This window comes from Pseudomonas sp. RV120224-01b (assembly GCF_003208145.1).
GTDB classification, from domain to species: domain Bacteria; phylum Pseudomonadota; class Gammaproteobacteria; order Pseudomonadales; family Pseudomonadaceae; genus Aquipseudomonas; species Aquipseudomonas monteilii.
The window spans coordinates 97,316-115,725 of the sequence record NZ_QKMQ01000002.1 but is presented as its reverse complement, the minus strand read 5'-3'; the positions used below and the strand labels follow the sequence as shown (position 1 = coordinate 115,725).

The window sequence follows — 18,410 nt, the reverse complement described above, 5'->3', positions numbered from 1 at the left end:
GCGCCGCCGCATTTGAGGATTACTCCGCGAGTTTGTAAGCGATGATGTAATCGCCCATCTTGGTACCCAGCGAGCCATGGCCACCAGCAGTCACCAGCACGTACTGCTTGCCATCCTTGCCGGTGTAGGTCATCGGCGTGGCCTGGCCACCTGCTGGCAGGCGTGCACTCCACAACTCCTTGCCGTTGTTCACGTCATAGGCGCGCAGGTACTGGTCCAGCGTGCCGCTGAGGAAGCCGACGCCACCAGCGGTCACGATCGAGCCGCCCATGCTCGGCACGCCAACCGGCAGGCCGATCGGGACCGGGGTGCTGTCGCGGGTGGTGCCGTTCTTGTGCTTCCACACCACCTTGTTGGTGAACAGGTCGATGGCGGCAACGTAGCCCCAGGCCGGGGCCTGGCACGGTACGCCCAGTGGCGACATGAACGGGTGCATGGTCACGGCGTACGGTGCGCCGGTGTTCGGCTGCACACCGCTGGTCTCGCTTTCGCGCTTGCTGCCTTCGGCAACCTGCTCACGCGGGACCATCTTTGACACGAAGGCCATGTAGTTGGGCGAGGTGAACAGCAGCTGGCGCACCGGGTCGACCGACACGCTGCCCCAGTTGAACACGCCGACGTTGCCTGGGTAGATCAGCGAGCCCTGCTCGGACGGCGGGGTGTACTGGCCTTCGTAGCGCAGCTCGCGGAACTGGATGCGGCACAGCATCTGGTCGAACGGCGTGGCGCCCCACATGGCCTGTTCGGTCAGCTCAGGGCCAAGCAGGTTGAGGTCGGAGCGGGCCTGGGTCGGCGAGGTGTGGTCGCCCTTCACCGCGCCTTGCGGGGTAGGGATTTCGCGAATCGGTACGATCGGCGTGCCGTCGCGGCGGTCGAGCACATACAGGCTGCCTTGCTTGGTCGGTACGATGATTGCCGGTTTCACGCCATCGTCGGTCTTCAGGTGCACCAGGGTCGGCTGGCTGCCAACGTCCATGTCCCACAGGTCGTGGTGGGTGAACTGGTAGTTCCAGCGGGCTTTGCCGGTGGCCAGGTCAAGCGCGACCACGCCGGCGCTGTACTTCTCGGCGCCCGGTGTGCGGTCGGCACCCCACTGGTCCGGGGTCTGGTTGCCCAGCGGCAGGTAGATCATGCCAAGGTCTTCATCGACGCTGGCGATCGACCACATGTTGGCCGAGTTGCGGCTGTACTGCTTGCCGGGGGCCAATGGCTTGGTGTCGTCCGGGTTGTTGCTGTCCCAGTTCCATACCAGGTGGCCGTCGTGCACGTCGTAGGCGCGGATCACGCCGGACGGTTCGTTGGTCGACTCGTTGTCGGTCACGTGGCCGCCGATGATCACCAGGTCACGGGTAACCGCAGCAGGCGAGGTGGAGTAGTAGCCGCCAGCAGTGAACGGGCCGATGCCGGTGGTGAGGTCGATCACGCCCTGGTTGGCGAAGCCTTCGCACACCTTGCCGTTGTCGGCGTTGATGGCGATCAGGCGGGCATCTGCGGTAGGCAGGTAGAGGCGGCGCGGGCAGGCCTGGGCCACGGCCTGGCCGGCGTCAGTGATTTTCGGCGCAGGGCTGCCGTCGCGGCTGACGTAGCGGTTTTCGTCATAGTACGAAACGCCACGGCAGGTCATGTGGGCAAAGCCTTTGAAGGTGCCGACCGGGCTTTTGACCTGAGGGTCGTAGCGCCATATTTCGGCGCCGGTGTCCGGGTCCAGGGCCAGCAGGCGGCTGTGCGCGGTGCAGGCATAGAGCATGCCGTTGACCTTCAGCGGGGTGTTCTGGTTGGTCAGCTCCACCGGGTCGTTTTCGGTCGGCAGGTCACCGGTACGAATACGCCAGGCTTCTTCCAGGCGGTAGGCGTTCTGCGGAGTGATCTGGCGCAGTGGCGAGTAGCGGTCGCCATGTTCGGTACGGCCGTAGGCCTGCCATTCGCCGTCGGGCATGGCCGGGGCGGCACTGGCCATTTCGCTGCTTTCGCGGCCCAGTTCGCCGAACACTTCACCGGGATGGGTGAACTGGCTGGCGACCGCGCAAGCGCCGGATGCGACCACGGCAACGCTCAGCAGCGCAGTGTTGGCTTTGCTGGCCGGGCCGATCAGCGGGCGACGTGCCCATGGCAGCAGCAGCACCACGCCGATGGCGAACCAGATAGCCAGGCGTGGCACCAGTTGCCACCAGTCCAGGCCCACTTCGAGCAGGGCCCAGACGGTGCTGGCCAGCAGTACCAGGCCATACAGGCCCAGGGCGATACGGCGCTGAGCCAGCAGCAGGATGCCCGACAGGGCAAAGCCGATACCGGCGATCAGGTAGTACAGCGATCCACCCAGCTGGCTCAGCTTGATGCCGCCGGCCAGCAGGGCCAGGCCCATCAGCAACAGCAGCGCGCCCATCAGGCGCGGTAGCCAGCGGCTTCCATTGTTGGCACTTTCAGTGCTCATCGTAGGTTCTCCGTCAGGTCAAAAAGGGGTTAGAAACTGCTCTGGATCTTCAGGCCGCCGACCAGGGCGCCATCGACCTGCGACACCCCGCCCGGGTGGCGGATGTACTGCAGGTTGGGGCGAACCGTGAGCCAGTCGGCCAAATGAATGCCGTAGTACAGCTCGGCGCTGTATTCGGTGTCCTGCACGGGCAGGAAGCCGGGGTTGTCGTAGTCATCGAGGCCGGCGGCCTGGTTGGCCAGGCGGGCGTTCTTGCGGTAGGCAGGGTTGACATGCACGCGGGCCAGGGCGAAGCCGATGTCGTCCTTGGCGCGGGCGTCGAAAGGCCCTTTGTATACCAGTCCTGCCTGCACATAGTTGTCGATGGCATTGGTCTTCTTGTCGTGCACCGTGGCGTTGGCGAACAGGCTCAGGCCACGCGACTGGTCGGAGGCCAGCGAAGTCACCTGCTGCTGGGCGCCGAGCCACATGCCGTGTTTGCTGGAACTGCTGCGGTAGGCGGCGCCGCTCAGGGCTGCCGGCTGGCCGTTGCTGTCCTTTAGAACATCCTGTGCCTTGGCATTACTGTAGTAGTAGCCGGCGCGATATTCCCCTTTCAGGCCATTCAGGCGCGGGCTCCACACCAGTTCCACCGGCATTACCGCGCCCTGGGTGCCGCTGCCGCTGAGCTTGAAGCCGTTGCCGGATTCGAGGTTGGAAGGGTTCTGCTCGAAGACGCCGACCTGGGCGTACAGCTCCGGGTTCAGGTTGTAGCGCACGCGCAGGGCCCACTGGCTGACCGGCCAGTTGTACCAGATGCCGCCCACCCAGTTGCCCACCTGCGAGCCGCAGAAGGCCAGGTTCTGGAAGTCGCAGGGGAAGCTGTTGAAGTCCTCGCCTTCGCCGAAGCGGCCAAATTTCACGTCCAGCGCGCCGTCGAAGTACTTCTGCTTGATCCACATCTGGGTCAGCCGCCAGGTTTCGCCACGGCCCCAGACTTCCTGGGCCGAGGTGAAGCCGCCGACGCGTGGGTCGTTGATGCGGTCGTTGCTGATGTTGTCGCCGTGGCGTTCGGTGATGGTCAGCTGGAACTCGGTGTCATGCCAGCCCAGGATCTTTTCCAGGTCCAGGTGGCTGCCAAAGGTGAACTGGTCGCTGTAGCGCGCCGTGCGGTCGTGGTCGTAGCCCCCGTGCAGGTTGCTGCCCATCTCGCCGGTGTAGCCGAGGGTGAAGTCGTAGCCTTTTTCCAGCAATTCGCTGCGGGTGCCGCCCCAGTCGCCGAGCATCCAGGGGGAGTCGTTGGCGAACATTTCGCTGGCGCTGGCGGGTGTCGCCAAGGCACTGAGGGCAAGGCCGATGTAACAGGGTTTGGGCAGTTGAAACATGAGATAGCGCTATCTTTTGATTATTGAAAAAACGGCAAGCGCATCGAAGGGCGGGCCCTTCAATGGATATGGCGACAAGATGGTTTCGATGAAGCGTTTCAGCTTGCGGCGAGGAGGATATAGGGGAAGTTGTAAGAAAAAAAGACAAAATGTCGCAGGTCATTATTGTTTGTCTGGTAACAATGGCCTGTAGGGGGCGCCAAGCGCCCCCGCGATTTCAGAAGGTAGTACGCAGGCCGACTTCCACACTGCGCCCCGGTGCCGGGGCAATGTCGCGCAGAATAGAGCTGGCATAACGCACAGTCTGGTCGGTCAGGTTCTCACCGCGAACAAACGCCAGCCACTGGCTCTGGCCAACCTCGAAGCGGTAGCCAACGCTCGCCCCCAGCGTGGTGTAGCCATCGGTGCTGGTTTCGTTGGCCGGCTTGCGGTGTTGCGATGCCGCATGTTGCACATCGACCCGTGCTTGCCAGCGGTCCAGTTCCCAGACCAGCCCGCTGTTCAGGCGCAGCGGGGCGATGCGTGGCAGCGGCTCGCCACTGTCGAGTTTCTTGGCCCGGGTGTAGTCGCCGGAGAGTTCCAGCGCGAAGCTGCCGTAACGGTTCTCGGCCAGTTGCCAGCGGTCCTGGGCTTCGATGCCATAGAAGCGCGCACGCACGCCCTGGTACTGGTACTCCGGGAAGCCGTCGTGGTCATGATCGTGGTCGTGGTCGTCCTCGCCATGGTCGTGGTCATGTCCACCTTCGCGGGTGTTGCCGGTGCCGATCAATCCGATGTAGTTGCGGAAGTGGCTGTAGAACACCCCGACACTGCCCTTGTGCGTGCCATTGTCGAAGCGTAGTGCCAGGTCGGCGGAAATGGCCTTTTCCTTGTTCAGGCTGGCATCGCCAACTTCAAAGGCGCCAGTGGCCACGTGTGCGCCATTGGCATACAGCTCGTAGAAGGTCGGGGCGCGTTCGGTGTAGCCGAGGTTGGCGGCCAGCGACCAGATCGGGTCGAGCTGGTACACCGCACCTGAAGACAGGCTGAAGGCGTTGAAGCTGCTGGCGCTGTCGGCATCGACGAAGTTTTCGTTGCCTTTGGCGTCGGGGTCTACCCGGGTGTGTTCCATGCGTGCCCCCAGGCTCAGGTTCAGGCGCTCGGTGGCCTGCCACTGTTCGAGCATGAACAGCGCCAGGCTGTCGGTATCGGTGTGCGGGACAAAGGCTTCTTCGCCCAGGGCAGAGAACTCGTTGCGGCTGACCTGGGCGCCAATCACCCCTTCCACCGGCCCGAGCGGTTGGTGGCGGGCTTCGATGCGCGCTTCGTAGCCTTTGTTCTTGAAGGTGGTGTGCACCTCGCCTTCTTCAATCTCCCTGTGTTCGTAGTCGGTGTAGCCGGCATCGACCTTGACCGAGCTGAACGGGCCGTCGAGGTCGCGCAGTTCGGAGGCGAAGGCGTAGTGGTCCTGCTTCATGTCCAGGCGCACGCCGGATTCGGCCACCGAGCCGTAGTTACTGTCATAGCCGCTGTAGGACAGGCCAGCGTAGCCGTGATCCCAATGGTACGCGCCACCGACCGCACCGCCATCCTGGCGACCGTCGCTGTTTTCCAGGCGGTGCTTGCTGCCGGGCTCGTCAGCGTCACGTACCTTGGAACTGCGGGCATAGCCGGGGATGCGCAGGTCGTTGAACTGGCGACTGTTGGCATCCAGGTGCAGGGCAAAGGCACCGTTGCCGGCCTCCAGCTTGCCGGCGCTGCTGCGGGTGGTGTCGGCGCCGCCGTAGCGCAGCTCACCGGCACCATGAATGCCCTCGATGGGCGTATCCGGGATGCGGTTGTCGAAGGTGTTGACCACACCGCCGATGGCGTTACCGCCGTACAGCAGGGCGGCAGGGCCACGGACGATCTCGACACGGTCGACGGTGATCGGGTCCAGCGGCACGGCATGGTCGTAGGACAGCGACGAGGCATCCAGCGCGCCGACGCCATTGCGCAGGATACGAATGCGGTCGCCGTCCAGGCCACGAATCACCGGGCGGCTGGCGCCCGGTCCGAACCAGGTGGAGGCGACACCGGGCTGTTTGTTCAGGGTTTCACCGAGGCTGCCGTGCTGTTGCTGCAACAGGTTGTCGCCTTCAAGCACGGTGCTGGGGGCGGCCAGCTGGCGATTGCCCAGCGGGTTGGCGGTGATGACCTGGGGTTCGAGTTCCACGGCCTGGCTGGGCGATGCAGCCAGCCAGAGCGCGACGGCAAGTGGGGAGAGGCGAAGCGGTGAGTACAGCATGGGGATAGGGCGTTCCTTGGCAGAAGCTTTTGTAATGTTACAACATAACATATCTATTTCAGCACAGAGGTTTTGCCCATGGCCAGCGGTTTTTCTGTCGAGTCGACTGATCCCACCCACCACTACACTCGTGTAAGGTGCGCATCTTTCCTACGGAGCACAGCATGAGCACGGCCCAACACAACGCGCTACACGGCAAGACCCTTGAGCAGATCCTTACCGAGCTGGTGGCGCACTACCAATGGCAGGGCCTGGCCGAACGCATCGATGTGCGCTGCTTCAAGAGCAACCCGACCATCAAGTCGAGCCTGACCTTCTTGCGCAAAACACCGTGGGCGCGGGAAAAGGTCGAGCAGTTGTATGTGAAGCTGCAGCGCCAGGCCTGACATGGCACAGCGTCCATGGCTGAGCGGTATGGCTGTACTGGGCTGGTTCGGTCTGACTGTGCAGGTGTACCTGGTGCTGGTGGCGCGCTGGCAGGAACAGGCCAGCCTGATTGGCGGCCTGATCAACGTGTTCGGGTACTTCACCGTGCTGAGCAATACCTTGGTGGCGACGGTGCTCAGTTATGCGGCGTTCGGGCGGGAAGGGCGTGCCAAGCGTTTTTTCCTGTCTCCTTCGGTGAGTTCAGCCATTGCTGCCAGCATCCTGCTGGTTGCGTTGGCCTATAGCCTGTTGTTGCGCCATTTGTGGCAGCCGCAAGGCTGGCAGTGGCTGGCGGATGAACTGCTGCACGACGTGATGCCGGTGCTGTATGCCTTGTATTGGTGGTGCGAGGTGCGCAAGGGCACGTTGCGGCTATGGCACCTGGCGGTCTGGGCGATTTACCCGGCGGTGTACTTTGCCTATGCGCTGTGGCGGGGGAGCGAGATTGGCGTGTATGCCTACCCGTTCATCGATGTGTCGAGCCTGGGGTATGGGCAGGTGATGCTCAATGCCTTGGGGGTGCTGGCGGGCTTTTGGGGGATTGGTCTCGTTTTGCTGGGGCTGGATCGGTGGCGCGGGAAGTATAAGTTTGCTTAGCCTGTCCCGGCCTCTTCGCGGGCAAGCCCGCTCCCACAGGTACTACACAAACCTTAAGGGCAGTGGAGTACCTGTGGGAGCGGGCTTGCCCGCGAAGAGGCCGGGCCTGGAAACGACAGTTTATTCGTCGTCCGCAGTCCCATCGGCACGCCAGTAGGCTGCAGCCTTCAGCGCATCTTCCGGCACCCCTTTCTCCAGCAGCAGCGCCTTGGCCTGGCGGGTCAGGGCTTTTTCCAGCGCCACCCAGCCATACAACCGGCCTTGCGGCAAGGTCAGGTTCTTCACCAGTGCCAGCAAATCTTCCTGCTGGCGGCGCACCCAGATCACTTCAACCTGAGCCTTGCTCGGCAGTGGCTGGCGCTCCTGCTCATCTTCGATCTGGATCACCGCCAGCACCTGGCGGCCCGCTGGCAACTCTTCCAGCCGACGGCCAATCGCCGGAATGGCCGTTTCGTCACCAATCAGCAAATAGCTGTCGAAAATGTCCGGCACCACCATCGACGCCCGTGGCCCGGCGATATCCAGCGTTTGCCCCGGCGCGGCCTGCGCAGCCCAGGTGGAGGCAGGGCCGTCACCGTGCAGCACGAAGTCGATATCCAGCTCATTGGCCACCAGGTCGATACGCCGTGGTGTGTACTCGCGCATGGTGGGCCGTGCACCACCGTCACGCCCCAGATTACGGGCCTCGATGGCCTGCTGTTGTTCTGGCGTTTCGGCGAACAGCAGCTTGATATGGTCGTCGCTGCCCACGCTGGTGAAGCCTTGCAGCTCGGTACCACCCAGGGTGATGCGGCGCATGCGCGGGGTGAGGTCGGTGACCCGCAGTACCTGCAGGCGGCGTTGGCGGATCTCGTGGTTGACGCGGTGGATGGTGTCACTCATGGGGAGTCTCCCTGACAGGTTCGGCCGGCCCGGAGGCAATGGCCTTGGCGGTATGGTTGAGCAGGTCGCGAACCCGTTCGATTTCTTCCGGTGTCCAGCGGCCGCTGTGCATGTGCAGTGCGTGGCGCAGGTTGCCGACCGCTTCGTGAATTTCTGGCGGGCGGTCATGGCCGCGCAGGGCGCGTTTGCTGACTTCGATGCGCATACGTACGCCGTCCAGCGCGACAGCTTGCTCGGCCAGCGCATGGCGGCCGGCATCGGTAATGGCGTAGAGGCGTTTGCTGCCCTGTATCTGGCCGCTGATGAGCTCGGCTTCTTCAAGGAAGTTCAGCGTGGGGTAGATCACCCCGGGGCTTGGGCTGTAGCTGCCATCGAACAGGTTTTCGATCTGGCGGATCAGGTCGTAACCGTGGCCGGGCTGTTCGGCCAGCAGGTCGAGCATCAATAGCTTGAGGTCTCCGGGTGCGAAAACGCGTGGGCCGCGCTCGCCACGGCCAGGGCGCCGTTCGAAGGGATCATGGGGGGTGTGTTCGCGCATGGGGGCAGGGCTCCGTCGTTTGCGATATATCGTAAGATATTACTCAAGATATATCTAAAGACAAGCCCTTAAATGCAGATGATTATCATCTAGTCGTTCGATACGTTCCCTGCCGCAGGTGGTGTGTGCAGGGCAACCTGAGGCGGTTTGCATTCATTCGGATTGCCCGGTTGCAGGTACGGCATGAGGATCGGGGCCATGCCCTTGAGCACCTGCACGGGCAGCGCCGAGGTGAATTTGAACGCCTCTGCCGAGCGCCCCGGGACGAAGGCGGTGAGGGTGCCGAAGTGGTTGTCGCCCAGGAAGAACACGAAAGTGGCGGTACGGTTGAGCGAGCGCGAGCCAATCAACCGACCGCCGGCGCCGAAGCTTTCGATGCGGTTGTCACCGGTACCGGTCTTGCCGCCCATCACCAATGGTGTGCCGTCCTGCAGCTTGAAGCTGCCGGAAATACGCCGTGCGGTACCTGCGTCTACCACTTGCGACATGGCGCCTTTCAGGGCACGCGCGACTTCAACCGGCAGAATCCGCACACCCCGGTCAGGGTCGGTGATCAGCTTGGTTTCGTAAGGTGTGTTGGCCGCAAAGTGCAGGGTATCGATACGCAAGGTTGGCAGGCGAACGCCGTCGTTCTGGATGATGCCGACCAGTTCGGAAAGGGCAGCAGGGCGGTCGCCCGAGCTGCCGATGGCAGTGGCCAGCGAAGGCACCAGGTGGTCGAATGGATAGCCCACGCGTTTCCAGCGTTGGTGGATGTCGAGGAAGGCTTCGATCTCGACCATGGTGCGGATGCGGCTGTCGCGGGCGCCTTGGTGACGGCTCTTGAACAACCAGCCGTACACCTCCTGGCGCTCGAAGCGGCTGGCGTTGACCATCTCGGTCAGGGTCGAGCTGGGGTTCTTCAGCAAGTAGCCGAGCAGCCACAGGTCTAGCGGGTGGACCTTGGCGATATAGCCTTGATCAGGCAGGTCGTACTTGCCTGGGCCGTAGGCGTCGTACATTTCCGACAGGCGACCGTCGGTCAGCTTGCCCAAGGCAATCTTGTCGCCCTTGAGGTGGGCACGGACGAAGGCATTGAAGGTTTCCTGGCCGGCTTCGGGGAACAGGTAGCGGTGCACCGCCGCCAGCCGCTGCGGCGTCACGCGCATGCTGTCGAGGAAGGTGTCCAGGCGCTGCTGCGAGGTCTTGCGTTGGTATTTCTTCCAGAAGCGCATCAGGTAATTGGTGCCTTCCTTGTCCGCGAAGCGGGCCAGGTATTCCTGGCGGCGCGGGTCGGCGTCGTCCTTTAGCAGCGGCACGCGGTTGTACGGCTGCTGGTAGGTCACGTAGCGCACCAGGTCGCGCATCAGGCGGATGAACGGCAGGTTGATCGATTCGCGCAGGGCATCCTTGAGCGTCGGGTTGCGGTTGTTGTCTTCCTTGCGGAAGTTGTTGAACACGTGCATGCCGCCACCGGTGAAGAAGGCTTCACCGGTGTTGGCGGAATACTTGCGCTCCAGCGCCGCATCGAGCATGGCATCCAGGCTCTGGTTCTTGCTGTTTTGTGCAAGCCACTCCAGCGACCACTGGGTAATGCGGTCGAGTTCGGCGACTTCGACCTTTTTCAACTCGGCGGCGGGTTTGCCCGCGTACTTGTCGTGCAGCTCGGCGATGATTTCCAGGTAGGTGGTCAGCACCCGCAGCTTGGCAGTCGAGCCCAGCTCCAGCTTGCTGCCTTCGTTGATGTCGAAAGGCTGGTTGGTGCTGTCGGTCTGCACCCGCACCCGTGAGCCGTCGCCGGTGCGCTCGAACAGGGTAAAGCTGTAGCTCACCTGGTCGGTGGTCTTGCTGGTCAGCAGGCGCTCGCCGATCAGGCCGATCTGCGCCGCGAATTCGGGGTCGGCAAGGTTCTTCAGGTACTGGCTCACTTGCAACTGCAAATCTGCCTGCAAGGTGCTGGTGGCCGACAGGTCGAGGCGGTCGAGGTCGTACAAAGGGCGGTTGAGCATGGCGGCCAGGCGGTTGCGTGCCAGGCTGATGCCCTTGTTGGTCACAATCGGCACGATGGTCGGCTGCGCGACCCAGTCGCGGTACACCGCCTTGCTGGCCAGCGCGGCATCGGCCAAGGGCTGCTCGATCACCTTGTTGGCGGCCAGCACGCGGATGTGCGAATCGGTGAGTTCTGCCAGCTCGACCCGGCCCTTGGACAGGTAATGCGAGGGGCGGCGCTGGGCAATCATCAGTGACAGCACCTGGCGCAGGGCCAGGCCACGTGCGGCCATGCTCTCGGGGTCGCTGGCCGTGGAAGTCAGGGCCTGGTTGACCTGGTCGAAGTCGGCGCCGTACCACACCCGCAGGCCTTCGGCCATGCCATGCACTTCGCCATGCCCCGGTACAGCCGAGAGAGGCACGCTGTTGAGGTAGTCACGCACGATACGCTGACGAGCCTCAGTCGTGTCAGGGCCGCCTTGGTAGGCGCGCACGCTGGCGGAAATCATCTGGCGGATTTTCTCGGCCCCCGAGACGGTCAGGCCGTCTGGCGAATGGCGGTACTTTTCCAGCTGCGTGGCCAAGGTACTCCCGCCAGCGGACTGGCCGGGCAAGGCCAGGTACTTGGCCACCTGGCTGTAGGCTGCCTTGGCAAAGCGTGGCCAGTCCACGGCCGGGTTGTTGCGTGGGTCCTGGGTGTCGAGCAGGTCGCGGTTTTCGATGAACAGCAGGCTGTTGACCATCACCGGCGGGATCGCCGCAAAATCAGGGTACAGGTGCTGCGGGTAGTTGTACTGGTACAGCGTGTCGCCACGGCAGTCAGTGATCGACAGGCCGGCCTGGATTTTCTCGATGTAGGGCACGAACAGCCCGTGATCGACGTAGTTCATCAACGCTGGCGAGAACTTCACCTGCTCGCTGATCAGGTAGTCGCGCTTGAGCAGCCGTGGCAGGAATTCGCCCAACGCACTGTAGCCCAGGCGTTTGTCGAACGGCCCTTCCCCCGGGTAGACGATGGCATCGCTGGGGCCTGGCTGCAGCGAATAGGTCAGCGTGCCGGCCAGTTTGCTGAATTCTCGCGATTGCAGCTCGGACGTGCGGAATTCGTCATACGCCGCAAAGCCGATGGCAACCAGCGCCACCAGCAGAATAAGGATGATCAGCCGCCACCATAGCCGACGCTGACGGGGTGACTTGGGTTGTGGCGTCTCGGCCGGAGGTATCTCGGGTGCTTCCGTTCTGGTTGGTTCCGATTGCCACAGTGCGCCCATAGTCTTCTATCCGGCCAGGTATTTTCGTCTTGCTTGTCTGAAGCTTAGACGTTGAGCGGGTGAGGTGAAAAATTTGTAGGAAGGGAAGAAAGGCGAGGTAGGGCTATGCGGCTTTGGTGTGGGTTTCTTCGTACCGGGATGTTGCTATGGTGCCCGGGCGATCGTGATGAGTGCGACGCGATCCCGGGGTTCTCGCCAAATTTCTGCACATATACAGTGAAAACCCCTACAACGCACTTCCTATACTGCTCGCCCCCTTCGACCTGCCGGGCGCTCTATTCCGGCATACGGGCCGGCCCACAAGGCCAGCCTGGCAAGCCAACGCCACGCCTATCGGCATGGCCGGTGCTGCACGAAGGTCAAATCCAATAACAAAATGAGGTTGTATTGCTATGCCAGTCGGCAACCACCCTGCCCACGGCCCTGCCACTGAAGGCGGCCCGCTCAAGCGTGAACTGGGCGAACGGCACATCCGTCTGATGGCGCTGGGCGCCTGTATCGGTGTCGGTCTTTTCCTGGGTTCGGCCAAGGCCATCGAAATGGCCGGCCCTGCGATCATGCTGTCCTACATCATCGGCGGCCTGGCCATCCTTGTGATCATGCGCGCCCTTGGTGAAATGGCCGTGCACAACCCTGTCGCCGGCTCCTTCAGCCGTTATGCCCAGGACTACCTCGGCCCGCTGGCGGGCTTCCTCACCGGTTGGAACTACTGGTTCCTGTGGCTGGTGACCTGCGTTGCCGAAATTACCGCAGTGGCCATCTACATGGGCATCTGGTTCCCCGACGTACCGCGCTGGATCTGGGCCCTGGCGGCGCTGGGCAGCATGGGCGCGGTCAACCTGGTAGCGGTGAAGGCCTTCGGTGAATTCGAGTTCTGGTTCGCCCTGATCAAGATCGTCACCATCATCGCCATGGTCCTGGGCGGTATCGGCATCATTGCCTTTGGTTTTGGCAATGACGGTGTGGCTATGGGCATTTCCAACCTGTGGAGCAACGGTGGCTTCATGCCCAATGGCGTGACCGGCGTGCTGATGTCGCTGCAGATGGTGATGTTCGCTTACCTGGGCGTGGAAATGATCGGCCTGACCGCCGGCGAAGCACGTAACCCGCAAAAGACCATCCCGCAGGCCATCGGCTCGGTGTTCTGGCGCATCCTGCTGTTCTACGTGGGCGCGTTGTTCGTGATCCTGTCGATCTACCCGTGGAACGAAATCGGCAGCCAGGGCAGCCCGTTCGTGATGACCTTCGAGCGCCTCGGTATCAAGACTGCGGCCGGCATCATCAACTTCGTGGTCATCACAGCGGCACTGTCGTCGTGCAACGGCGGCATCTTCAGCACCGGGCGCATGCTCTACAGCCTGGCGCAGAACGGCCAGGCGCCAGCGGCCTTCGCCCGCACTTCGAAGAATGGCGTACCGCGCAATGCGCTGCTGCTGTCGATCGGCGCGCTGTTGCTGGGTGTACTGGCCAACTATCTGGTGCCGGAAAAAGTCTTTGTATGGGTCACCTCGATCGCCACCTTCGGTGCGATCTGGACCTGGGTGATGATTCTGCTCGCACAGCTCAAGTTCCGTGCAGGCCTTACCACTGCCGAGCGCAAGGCACTGAAGTACCGCATGTGGCTGTGGCCGCTCAGCTCCTACCTGGCGCTGGCGTTCCTGGTGCTGGTGGTTGGCTTGATGGCGTACTTCGAGGATACCCGCGTGGCCCTGTACATCGGCCCGGCGTTCCTGGTGCTGTTGACGGTGTTGTATTACGCGTTCCGTCTTGCGCCGAAAGAAGTGCAGGGTGTAGCGAGTACCGCTTCCTGATCTGATATGGCGGGGGCCGCTTTGCGGCCCTTTCGCGACACAAGGCCGCTCCCACAGGAGTACGCAATCTCCTGTGGGAGCGGCCTTGTGTCGCGATGGGCTGCGCAGCAGCCCCGGGGCTCTATCAGGCAGCTACTTCACTGTGCGGTTCAAAACTGTCCGCCCGCGCCAGTTGCCACATGCGCGAATAGAACTGCCCGTTCACCTCACCCGTCAGCAGCTCCCCCGGCTTCAAGAACACATGCATCTGCGAGAACAGCTTGATCTCGGTGGCCGAGATGCGCCGCACCAGGTGCTTGGCCTCCAGCTGCGCAGGGTGCTCCAGGCCTGCCGCCGCGAGCATTTCAGCCAGCGCACGCAAGGTGTTGTGGTGGAAGTTCAATACCCGTTGGGCCTTGTCCGGCACCACCAGCGCCCGCTGGCGTAGCGGGTCTTGTGTCGCCACGCCGGTCGGGCACTTGTTGGTGTGGCAGCTCTGCGACTGAATGCAACCGATGGCGAACATGAAGCCGCGCGCTGAGTTTGCCCAGTCAGCGCCAATCGCCAGTACGCTGGCGATGTCGAAGGCGCTGACAATCTTGCCGCTGGCCCCGAGCTTGATCTTGTCGCGCAGGTTCAGGCCCACCAGGGTGTTGTGCACGAACAGCAGCCCTTCGCGCAGCGGCACGCCGATATGGTCGGTGAACTCCACCGGCGCCGCGCCGGTGCCGCCTTCCTTGCCATCGACAACAATGAAGTCGGGCAGGATGCCGGTTTCCAGCATGGCTTTGGCGATGCCCATGAACTCCCAGGGGTGGCCCAGGCAGAATTTGAAACCGACGGGTTTGCCACCGGACAATTCACGCAGCTGTGCGATGAACTGCATCATCTCGATTGGCGTAGAGAAAGCGCTGTGGCGCGACGGCGAGATGCAGTCCTCACCCATCAGCACCCCACGGGTCTCGGCGATTTCCTGGGTGACCTTGTGTTTGGGCAGGATGCCGCCATGGCCGGGTTTGGCGCCCTGGCTCATCTTGATCTCGATCATGCGCACCTGCGGGCTGCGCGCCTGGGCGGCGAAGCGTTCGGGGTCGAAGCGCCCGTCTGGCGTGCGGCAACCGAAGTAGCCACTGCCCAGTTCCCAGACCAGATCGCCACCGTGCTCGCGGTGGTAAGGGCTGATGCTGCCCTCGCCGGTGTCATGGTGGAAATTACCCAGCTTGGCACCCTGGTTGAGGGCGCGGATGGCGTTGGCGCTGAGCGAGCCGAAGCTCATTGCCGAAATGTTGAAAATCGACGCCGAGTACGGCTGGCTGCACTGCGGCCCGCCAACAATGACGCGGAAGCTGGACGGGTCGGCCAGCGGCGCCGGGCGCATGGAGTGGCCGATGAACTCGAAGCCGGACTCGTACACGTCGATCAGGGTGCCGAATGGCTTGTCCGAGGCCTCGTTCTTCGCCCGGGCATACACCAGCGAACGCTGGGCGCGGGAGAACGGCAAGGCGTCGCTGTCCGATTCCAGCAGGTACTGGCGAATTTCCGGGCGAATGGCTTCGACCAGGTAGCGGATGTTGCCCAGGATCGGGTAGTTGCGGCGCACCGCATGGCGTTGCTGCAGCAGGTCGAATACGCCGATCAGGCTGAGGATGCCAGTGGTCAGGGTGAACGGCCACAGCCATTCGTGGTGGGTGAAGGGCAGGCTCGCCAGGGTGAACAGCACACAGGCGGCGAAGAAGGCATAGCGACTGAGAAGTGACAGGCTCATACGGGGTCCTTGCGATGGCGCGGTCAGGCTCAGGGCCTGGGGGCAAACCCCGACCATAGCCAAGTTGCGGGGCGCTGCAAATTAAAATCGGGGTAGCGAAAATCATTCTCGAATCGAGGGTATGACCACAGCCGGAACACATGCCCTGTGGGAGCAGCGGTCTTCTTGTGGGCGCTGGCCTTGTCAGGCCAATGATCCCCATGGGATCCTCCCCGGCCATTGTTTCCAGCGAGCCCTCCCATGCCCAACATCATCCGCATCGCCGCCGCCCTGCTGATCGACCCCCAGGGCCGTACCTTGCTGGTGCGCAAGCGCGGCACCGAGGCCTTCATGCAGCCAGGTGGCAAGATCGATGCCGGTGAATCACCGGTGCAGGCGCTGGTGCGTGAACTGCATGAAGAGTTGGGGCTGAACATCAACGCGGACCAGGCCGTGCACCTGGGCCGGTTCAGTGCCCCGGCCGCGAACGAACCAGGTTTCGAGGTGCAAGCCGAACTGTTCCGTGTCGACAGCGCCGCGCCGGTAACGCCGGCTGCGGAGATCGAAGAGGTGGTGTGGCTGGCTGCCGATCAGGCACCAGCCCTGCTACTGGCGCCTTTGACCCGCGACCTGATACTGCCGCTGTACCGCCAGGCAGTCAGCGCACCGCGCTGACGCCGTCAAGCGTGGCGAACGAGGTATCTTTGGCGGTCAACAGGAAGTCGCGCATGTACGGCGCATCGAGCATGTCGGTGCGCACGGCAGCATAAAGGGTGGCGAACAGGCCTTTTTCACCCAGGCGCTTGCCCTTCACATAGCCGCGTGAGCTGTACTCGTGCAGCGCCCAGTGCGGCATGCCGCAGACCCCACGGCCGCTGGCCACCAGTTGCATCATCATCACCGTCAGCTCCGACGTGCGCACGGCAGCCGGCTCGATGTCGGCCGGCTCCAGGAAGCGGGTGAAAATGTCCAGGCGGTCGCGCTCCACCGGGTAGGTGATCAGCGTCTGGTCGAGCAAGTCTTGCGGCACGATGTAGGGCTTGCTGGCCAGCGCGTGCTGGTTGGCCACGGCCAGCATCGCTTCGTACGTGAACAGCGGCACATACGTGATACCTGCCAGGTCCACCGGGTCGGAGGTCACTACCAGGTCCAGGTCGCCGCGTGCCAGGGCCGGCAGCGGGGCGAAGGCAAAGCCGGAGGCCAGGTCCAGCTCCACTTCCGGCCAGGCATCGCGGAACTGGTCGATGGTCGGCATCAGCCACTGGAAGCAGCTGTGGCATTCGATGGCCATGTGCAGGCGCCCGGCGGTGCCACCGGCCAGACGCGCAATGTCGCGCTCGGCGCCGCGCAGCAGTGGCAGGGTGGCATCGGCCAGTTGCAGCAGGCGCAGCCCGGCACTGGTGAAGCGGATCGGCTTGGTCTTGCGCACGAACAGCGGCAGGCCCAGGCGTTCTTCCAGCTCCTTGAACTGATGCGACAGCGCCGACTGGGTCAGGTGCAGGCGCTCGGCGGCTTCCACCAGGCTGTCGGCTTCGCGCAGGGCATGAAGGGTTTTCAGGTGACGGATCTCCAGCACAGCTGACTCCGGGGTGTGGGATTGAAGAAACAGGGAATGAGTTGAGTTTCTCTCATGTTGCCGTGCCTGTCGACTGGGCGTTCAGCCGCACCGTCTGGCGGGAGTCATGAAACTGTCACCAAACTGTGGCAGCGCGCCCGAACAGAATTCATCAGACTCGCGCTTTACTGGGGATCTGCATTCTGGTGTTTCTTTCATGCGGGCTTTTTGGCTTTTTCTTTTCTTCCTTTTCAGCGTACCTGCCAGCTTCGCCGAACAGCGTTGTGACGCCCACGTACCGGTGCAGCGCGCCGAGCTGGGCGCGGTCAGCCTGGTGTACCAGAGCGTGGGCGCGCCGCGTGATCCGGCCTTGCTACTGGTCATGGGCCTGGGCGGGCAACTGATCCACTGGCCGGACGATGTGGTCGAGGCATTGTGCCGCCAAGGTTTCAGGGTTATTCGCTACGACAACCGCGATGTCGGGCTGTCACGCTGGAACCAGATGCCGCCGTCGGCCAACCTGACGGTGGAGCTGCTGCGTTACAAGCTGGGCCTGCCAGTGGCGGCGCCCTATACGCTGACCGACATGGCAGACGATGGTTTACGCCTGATGGACGCCTTGGGGGTGCGCCAGTTTCATGTACTGGGCGTGAGCATGGGCGGCATGATCGCCCAGCACCTGGCGGCCATGGCTCCCGAGCGCGTGCGCAGCCTGACGTTGGTCATGTCCAGTTCCGGGGCGGCGGGGTTGCCGGCGCCCGACCCGGCGCTGGTGCAGTTGCTGGCCCGGCGCAGCGCGCCCAACCGCGAGGTGGCCATCGAGCAGCAGGCAGACTTGTTGGCGGCGTTGGGCAGCCCTGAGGTGCGGGATGACCGTGCGGTGTTGCTGCACCAGGCAGCGGTGGCCTACGACCGGGCGTTCAACCCGGACGGAGCCAAGCGTCAGATCATGGCGATCCTGGCCGAGCCAAGCCGCGTCGAGCTATTGAACCAGTTGAGGGTGCCGACCCTGGTGGTGCACGGCACGGCTGACCCGTTGCTGCCGGTGATGCATGGCGTGCACCTGGCGGCGCATATTCAAGGCAGCCAGCTGCGCTTGATACCAGGGCTGGCGCATCGCTTCCAGGAGCCGTTCAAGGCACCGCTGCTGGGGGCTGTGTTGCCTTATCTGCAGGCGCATCGGCAGGATGTCACGCATATTGCAGGGCTCTGAAACCCGCGCCGATATCAATCAGTGCATCCGCACCCACAAGGTCACCAGCACGGTCGCAGCCATCAGCCAGGCCACCGTGGCCAGTGCCAGCGATGCCTCCAGGCGCAGGTGGTCAACCAGTACATACAGGGTCGCCAGGTACACGAAATACGGAATGATCGACCACATGCCGAACATGATGGTGGTCTTCAGGTCGGCAATGCTGCGCCCCTTGCCAACAATGTAATGGGCAATCAGGGCAAAGGTGGGGAACAGCGGCACCAGCCCGGCGATGTAGTAGTTACGCGTCTTTGACAGCACCGCCAGCAGCAGTACCACGCCAGCGCCCAGGGCCGCTTTGAATACCAGGTCCACGTTGTTATTCC

General features: G+C 63.1%; 14 protein-coding genes. 5 read left to right on the top strand and 9 right to left on the bottom strand.

Annotated features, from left to right (window positions below; all coding sequences use genetic code 11):
* Window positions 1-19: 19 nt before the first annotated feature.
* The 3 genes from N436_RS03730 to N436_RS03720 form a co-directional block, all read right to left on the bottom strand.
* Entirely contained in the window at window positions 20-2,431 is a 2,412-nt protein-coding gene (locus tag N436_RS03730) for a glucose/quinate/shikimate family membrane-bound PQQ-dependent dehydrogenase (RefSeq protein ID WP_105945825.1), read from the bottom strand.
* 29 nt (window positions 2,432-2,460) lie between these two features.
* Window positions 2,461-3,795 (bottom strand): carbohydrate porin, encoded by a 1,335-nt coding sequence (locus N436_RS03725; RefSeq protein ID WP_105945826.1) that lies wholly within the window; start codon window positions 3,793-3,795, stop codon window positions 2,461-2,463.
* 217 nt (window positions 3,796-4,012) lie between these two features.
* Window positions 4,013-6,061: a TonB-dependent receptor gene (locus tag N436_RS03720; RefSeq protein ID WP_110740453.1), complete on the bottom strand. Its 2,049-nt coding sequence runs from the start codon at window positions 6,059-6,061 to the stop codon at window positions 4,013-4,015.
* A gap of 164 nt (window positions 6,062-6,225) precedes the next feature.
* Between N436_RS03720 and N436_RS03715 the strand changes: the two genes are divergently transcribed.
* Together N436_RS03715 and N436_RS03710 are read left to right on the top strand one after the other, a co-directional pair.
* Window positions 6,226-6,447: a VF530 family DNA-binding protein gene (locus tag N436_RS03715; protein WP_003252112.1), complete on the top strand. Its 222-nt coding sequence runs from the start codon at window positions 6,226-6,228 to the stop codon at window positions 6,445-6,447.
* Between the two features lies 1 nt (window position 6,448).
* On the top strand, window positions 6,449-7,084 hold the full coding sequence (locus tag N436_RS03710) for a Pr6Pr family membrane protein (protein ID WP_110740452.1): 636 nt from the start codon (window positions 6,449-6,451) through the stop codon (window positions 7,082-7,084).
* A gap of 120 nt (window positions 7,085-7,204) precedes the next feature.
* Here N436_RS03710 and N436_RS03705 read toward each other — a convergent pair whose 3' ends face one another.
* The 3 genes from N436_RS03705 to N436_RS03695 form a co-directional block, all read right to left on the bottom strand.
* Window positions 7,205-7,966 (bottom strand): siderophore-interacting protein, encoded by a 762-nt coding sequence (locus N436_RS03705; protein ID WP_105945829.1) that lies wholly within the window; start codon window positions 7,964-7,966, stop codon window positions 7,205-7,207.
* On the bottom strand, window positions 7,959-8,504 hold the full coding sequence (locus N436_RS03700) for a PadR family transcriptional regulator (protein ID WP_028698561.1): 546 nt from the start codon (window positions 8,502-8,504) through the stop codon (window positions 7,959-7,961). Before N436_RS03700 ends, N436_RS03705 begins: the two co-directional genes overlap by 8 nt.
* An 89-nt stretch (window positions 8,505-8,593) precedes the next feature.
* Entirely contained in the window at window positions 8,594-11,743 is a 3,150-nt protein-coding gene (locus N436_RS03695) for a transglycosylase domain-containing protein (RefSeq protein WP_110740451.1), read from the bottom strand.
* A gap of 392 nt (window positions 11,744-12,135) precedes the next feature.
* Here N436_RS03695 and N436_RS03690 point away from each other — a divergent pair, with 392 nt between their 5' ends.
* Window positions 12,136-13,554, top strand: a complete 1,419-nt coding sequence (locus N436_RS03690; protein WP_105945831.1) for an amino acid permease — start codon at window positions 12,136-12,138, stop codon at window positions 13,552-13,554.
* 124 nt (window positions 13,555-13,678) lie between these two features.
* Here the strand turns inward: N436_RS03690 and N436_RS03685 are convergent, their stop codons facing one another.
* Window positions 13,679-15,298: an FMN-binding glutamate synthase family protein gene (locus N436_RS03685; RefSeq protein WP_016713720.1), complete on the bottom strand. Its 1,620-nt coding sequence runs from the start codon at window positions 15,296-15,298 to the stop codon at window positions 13,679-13,681.
* A gap of 240 nt (window positions 15,299-15,538) precedes the next feature.
* On the opposite strand from N436_RS03685, the gene N436_RS03680 reads away from it, so the two are divergent.
* Entirely contained in the window at window positions 15,539-15,952 is a 414-nt protein-coding gene (locus tag N436_RS03680; protein WP_105945832.1) for an NUDIX domain-containing protein, read from the top strand.
* On the opposite strand, the gene metR is transcribed toward N436_RS03680, so the two are convergent.
* Window positions 15,936-16,853 carry a transcriptional regulator MetR gene (gene metR, locus N436_RS03675; RefSeq protein ID WP_019097212.1) on the bottom strand — a complete coding sequence of 306 codons (918 nt, stop codon included), beginning with the start codon at window positions 16,851-16,853 and terminating at the stop codon, window positions 15,936-15,938. The genes N436_RS03680 and metR overlap by 17 nt on opposite strands.
* 196 nt (window positions 16,854-17,049) lie before the next feature.
* On the opposite strand from metR, the gene N436_RS03670 reads away from it, so the two are divergent.
* Complete coding sequence (locus N436_RS03670) at window positions 17,050-18,045, top strand: alpha/beta fold hydrolase (RefSeq protein ID WP_110740450.1); 996 nt, start codon at window positions 17,050-17,052, stop codon at window positions 18,043-18,045.
* Between the two features lie 18 nt (window positions 18,046-18,063).
* Here N436_RS03670 and N436_RS03665 read toward each other — a convergent pair whose 3' ends face one another.
* Window positions 18,064-18,399, bottom strand: coding sequence for a GlpM family protein (locus N436_RS03665; protein WP_110740449.1), 336 nt, complete (start codon window positions 18,397-18,399; stop codon window positions 18,064-18,066).
* Between the last annotated feature and the right edge of the window lie 11 nt (window positions 18,400-18,410).